The following is a 5,185-nucleotide window of genomic DNA, read 5'->3' as shown; positions in this document are numbered from 1 at the left end:
GCCTCCGGGTGGGGCGTGGGGCCCCAATCGGGGTGCGGTAGGTTCGGGGCCATGCGTACTCCCCTCATGGCCTCGCTGTTGTTCCTGATGATGTCCGCGCCAGCGCGGGCCGCCGTACCGGCTGGCTTCGTGGAAACGACCTATTCGTCCACCAGCCTGACGCCCGCCACCGGCATGGCGTGGGCGCCGGACGGCTCAGGGCGCCTGTTCGTCACGCTGAAGAACGGCGTCGTGCGGACGGTGGCCATGAAGGACGGCGTGCTGGAGACGCAGCCCGGCACCTCCACGCTGGTGACGCGCACGTTCGCCACGGAGCCCGCGGTCCACACCAACAGCGAGTGTGGCCTCATCGGCATCGCGTTCGACCCGAACTACCTGGTCAACCGGTACGTCTACTTCTTCGTCACCGTCTCCGCCTCCGAGCAGCGCATCGTCCGCTACACGGACTCCAACGGCACGGGCATCGCGCGCACGGAGGTCGTCACGCGGCTGCCCACGGCGGGCAACAACCACGACGGCGGCGGGCTGGGCTTCGGGCCGGATGGGAAGCTCTACTGGGCCATTGGCGACCTGGGCAACGGCTCCGGCGTGGACGCGGACCTGACGTCGCTGGCGGCCAAGGTGGGCCGCGCCAACCTGGACGGCACGCCCGCCAATGACAACCCGTTCAACGACGGCGTGGGCCCCAACAACGAATACATCTGGGCGCGCGGCCTGCGAAACCCGTTCACCTTCACGTTCCAGCCCACCACCGGACTGCTGTGGGTCAACGACGTGGGAGACGGCTACGAGCAGGTCCTCGTCGTGACCCGGCGCAGCCACGCCGGCTACAACGACTACGAGAACAACCAGCCCGTCGGGAATGACTACATCACCCCCGTCATCAAGTACCGCACCAACTCGGTTGACTCACGCAACCTCACCGCCACGGGCGCGGTGCGCAGCGGGGGCATCACCACGTTCACCACCGCCGCGCCGCACGGCTTCCGCAAGGGGGAGAAGCTCACGCTCGAAGGCGTGGGGGACGGAAGCTTCAACGGCGAGTTCTACGTCGCCAGCGCCAACAACGCGCCCTCCACGACCACCTTCACCGTGGCCCAGCCGGGCCTGCCGGACGCCACCAGCGGCGGGGGCAACGCGACGACGCAGGCGCTGGGCGGCTCCATCACCGGCGGCGTCTTCTACGACGCCACCCTCTTCCCGCCGGAGTACCGCGGCAACTACTTCTTCGGCGACTTCAACAGCGCCCAGGTGACGCGCGCCACGCTGGCGGCGGACAACTCGGTGGCGACGGTGGACGAGTGGGGGACGGGCTTCTCCGCCAACGTGGACATGAGCGTGGGGCCGGATGGCGCGCTCTACGCGCTGGGGTACACCAACGGCGTGGTGCGCCGGGTGATGCCCACGGCCACCGGCCAGAAGCTGGTCGTGTCCGGGCTCAACCTGCGCCTGATGGAGGGCGGGCGCGCGGCCTTCACCGTGCGGCTGGCCCAGGCGCCCACCGCGCCCGTGACGGTGAGCGTGGCGCGCGCCATGGGCGGCTCCGAGGACCTGCGCCTGACAGGCGGTGGCACCCTCACCTTCTCCCCCGCGAACTGGAGCGCGCCGCAGGTCGTGGTGCTCGAGGCGTTGGAGGACGCGGACGCGGATGCGGACGTCGCCACCTTCACCGTGGCCTCGGAGGGCCTGACGACCGAGTCGGTGGTGGCCACCACCATCGACACCCACTCGGCCCGGCTGGTGCTGTCCACCACCCGGCTCTCCGTGCCCGAGGGCGGCACCGCCACCTTCGACGTGTCCCTGTCCCTGAGGCCCTCGTCGAACGTCACCGTCACCGTGGCGGCCACGCAGGGGGATGCGGACCTCACCGTGGCCTCCGCGTCCACGCTCGCGTTCACGACGTCCAACTGGAACACGCCGCAGACCGTCACGCTCCGGGCGGCACAGGACGCGGACAACGTGGACGGCAAGGCCACCATCACGCTCGCCATGCCCGGCCTGGACGCGCGCACGCTTGAGGCCGTGGAGGTAGATGACGAACCGCTTCAGCCCACCATCTCCTCCACGCCCGCCACCACCGCCATCGTGGGGAGCGACTACCGCTACGACGTGGAGGCGGTGGGCCGGCCGCAGCCCACGTATTCGCTGGAGGGCACGGTGCCGCAGGGAATGAGCATCGACGCGGCCACCGGCCTCATCACCTGGACGCCGTCGGCGGCGGGCACCGTGGACGTGCGCGTGCGGGCGGCCAACGGCGTGTCGCCGGACGCGGAGCAGACCTTCACCGTCACCACGAAGGCGGATGAGCCGCCGCGCGCCATCCTCATCCGTCCCACCCAGGGCGAGCGCGTGTCCGGCGCCACGGCGGAGTTCTTCGGCGAGTGCGAGGACGACGTGGGCTGCACCGGCGCCGGGTTCTACGTGGACGGCACGCAGGTCTCCACGGACGTCAATTCGGACAACCGCTTCTACTTCGGTGGCGCGCCTGGCCGCTGGGACACCACGGGCCTTGCGCCGGGCCCGCACACCCTGCGCTTCGTGGTGGTGGACACGCAGGGCGCGACCGCGGAAGCCACTGTGACGGTCTGTGTCGGGGATGGAAGCTGCGAGGCGGGCCAGCCGGATGCCGGCACCGATGCGGGCATGGGGAGTCCGGACGCGGGCACGGAGCCCCCGGATGCCGGCACGGGGACCCCGGACGCCGGCACGGAGCCCCCGGACGCCGGCACGGGGACCCCGGACGCCGGCACGGTCAACCCACTGCCCGAGGACGACTCCGGCTGCGGCTGCGGCGCGGCCCCGGTGGCGCCGCTCGCGTGGTTGGCGCTCGTCGCGCTGGCCACCCGTCGCAAGCGCTCGCGCGCGAGCTGATGCCCTGCTGAAACAGCAACGGGAGGGCGCCCTTGCTGGACGCCCTCCCGTTCTTTTTCGCGTCAGCGCCGCATGAAGGCACGCGCGCGTGTCCGGAAGCGGGACGCGGATTCCCAGCGCCGGTCAGTTCCTCCGCCCTGTCGCCTGGGCGTGGCTGTCCGGGCTCCCTGGCATGCGCCATGCTCAACGGCGTCCGCCATGGCCCTCCTCCTCCAGGACCTCCTGCTCGCGCTGCGGCGGCTGCGTCGCAGCCCCACCTTCACCGTCGTGGCGGTGGCCACGCTGGCGCTGGGCATTGGCGCCAACGTCGCCATCTTCAGCGTGGTGCACGCGGTGCTGCTGCGGCCGTTGCCCCTGCGCGACGACGCGCGGCTCGTGCGGCTGTTCAGCGTGGGCCGGCAGGGGCCGGGGCCGACGTCGCCGCCGGACCTGTTGGATTTGCGCGAACAGACGCGGGCCTTCGAGGGGCTCGCCGGTGTGGCGCCCGCGATGGTGACGCTCGGGGCGGACCGGACGGAGGCCTCGCCCATGAAGGTGCAGACCGCGATGGTGACGGCCGGGTTCTTCCAGGTGCTGGGGCCCCGCGTGCAGCTGGGCCGCGCGCTCCAGGCCGGGGATGACGCGCCGGGAGCCCCCCAGGTCGCGGTGCTGTCGCATGCGCTCTGGCAGCGCCGCTTCGGCGGCAGCCCCGACGTGCTGGGGCGAACGGTGAGCCTCGGCGGCCCACTGCCGTGGACGGTGGTGGGCGTGATGGCGCCGGGCTTCGACTTCCCGTCGCGCGCGGAGCTGTGGACGCCGCTCGTCCAGGACGAGTCCATGACGAAGCCGGAGGCGCGCGGCGCGCACTGGCTGGAGGTGTATGGGCGGCTGGGGCCCGGCGTGAGCCTGGAGCGGGCGAGGGCCGACGCGGCGGCGGTCGCGCGGAGCCTGGCGGCGAGGTACCCGGCGACGAACGCGGACATGGGCGCGAGCGTGGAGCCCTTGCGAGACGTGCTGTTGGGCCAGGTGCGCCCCTCGTTGTTGTTGCTGCTGGGCGCGGTGGGGCTGGTGCTGCTCATCGCGTGCGCCAACCTGATGCACCTGCTGCTGGCGCGGGCCGCGTCACGCGAGGCGGAGACGTCCGTGCGGCTCGCGCTGGGCGCCAGCCGGGGGCACATCGCGCGGGAGCTGCTGGTGGAGAGCGCGCTCCTGTCGGTGCTGGGTGGAGGGGCCGGGCTGCTCGCGGCGATGTGGGCGCTGGATGCGCTGGCGGCGTTTGGGCCCAGGGACATCCCGCGCATCGACGAGGTGTCGCTCGATGGCACCGTGCTGGCGTTCACGGCGGGCCTGTCGGTGTTCACCACGCTGCTCTTCGGGCTGGTGCCGGCGTGGCAGACGTCGCGGGTAGAGCTGGCGCGCGTGCTGCGGACCGCGGGCGATGGCGCGGGCGGCGCGGCGCACCACCACCGCACCCGCGCGGCGCTCATCGTCGCGGAGACGGCGCTGGCGGTGCTGCTGCTGGTGGGCGCGGGGCTGCTGCTGCGCAGCTTCGTGCACCTGCGGCAGGTCGACCCGGGCTTCCAGCCGGAGGGCGTGTTGACGGTGAAGCTCGACCTGCCACCCTTCCGCTATGCGTTCGGCAGCGCGGCGCCCGCGGCCTTCTACGACGGGCTGCTCGAGCGGCTGCGGGCCCTGCCCGGGGTGACCACGGCGGGCGCGGTGAATGCGCTGCCCATGGAGGGGAGGCGGTGGACGATCGCGGTGCGAGACCCTCGGCGGCCGGTGGCGCCGGGCACGGAGCCCTGGCAGGCCAGCATCCGCATCGTCACACCGGGCGCGTTGGAGGCGCTGCGGGTGCCGGTGCTGCGCGGCCGGGCGCTGCTGCCGGAGGACCGGGGCGCCGGTGGGCGCGCGGTGTTGATCAACGCGGAGGCGGCGCGCCGCTTCTGGCCGGGAGAGGATCCGCTGGGCCGCACGCTGGACACGGACATGGACCTGGGCAACGGCGCGTTCGGAGGCCGGGTGGTGGGGGTGGTGGCGAACCTGGCCACGGAGGGGCTGGCCGCGCCTGCCGCGCCGGAGGTGTACGTCCCCTATGAGCAGGCACGGACCACGGACATGACGCTGGTGCTCCGCACGACAGGAGAGCCGCTCGCGCTGGCCGGGGCAGTGCGGGCGGAGGTCCGGGGGCTGGACGCGAACCTCGCGCTGGGCAGCGTGCGGACGCTGGCATCGGTGGTGGATGGAACGGTGGCGCCGCTGCGCTTCTATCTCCTGCTGGCGAGCCTCTTCGCGGGGGTGGCGCTGGTGCTGGCGGCGGTGGGGCTCTACGGGG

Annotated in this window: 2 protein-coding genes; both read left to right on the top strand. The window is 72.8% G+C overall.

From position 1 onward, the window contains the following. Positions 1 to 51 precede the first annotated feature (51 nt). Entirely contained in the window at positions 52 to 2,871 is a 2,820-nt protein-coding gene (locus D7W82_RS38310) for a PQQ-dependent sugar dehydrogenase (RefSeq protein WP_120622986.1), read from the top strand. 198 nt (positions 2,872 to 3,069) lie between these two features. Continuing rightward, a partial coding sequence (locus tag D7W82_RS38305; protein ID WP_147439762.1) for an ABC transporter permease occupies positions 3,070 to 5,185 on the top strand: 2,116 nt, incomplete at its 3' end.

The organism is Corallococcus sp. CA049B, assembly GCF_003611685.1.
GTDB lineage: Bacteria > Myxococcota > Myxococcia > Myxococcales > Myxococcaceae > Corallococcus > Corallococcus coralloides.
Note: the sequence above shows the minus strand (reverse complement) of the source record. Positions and strands in the feature narration are given on the sequence as shown.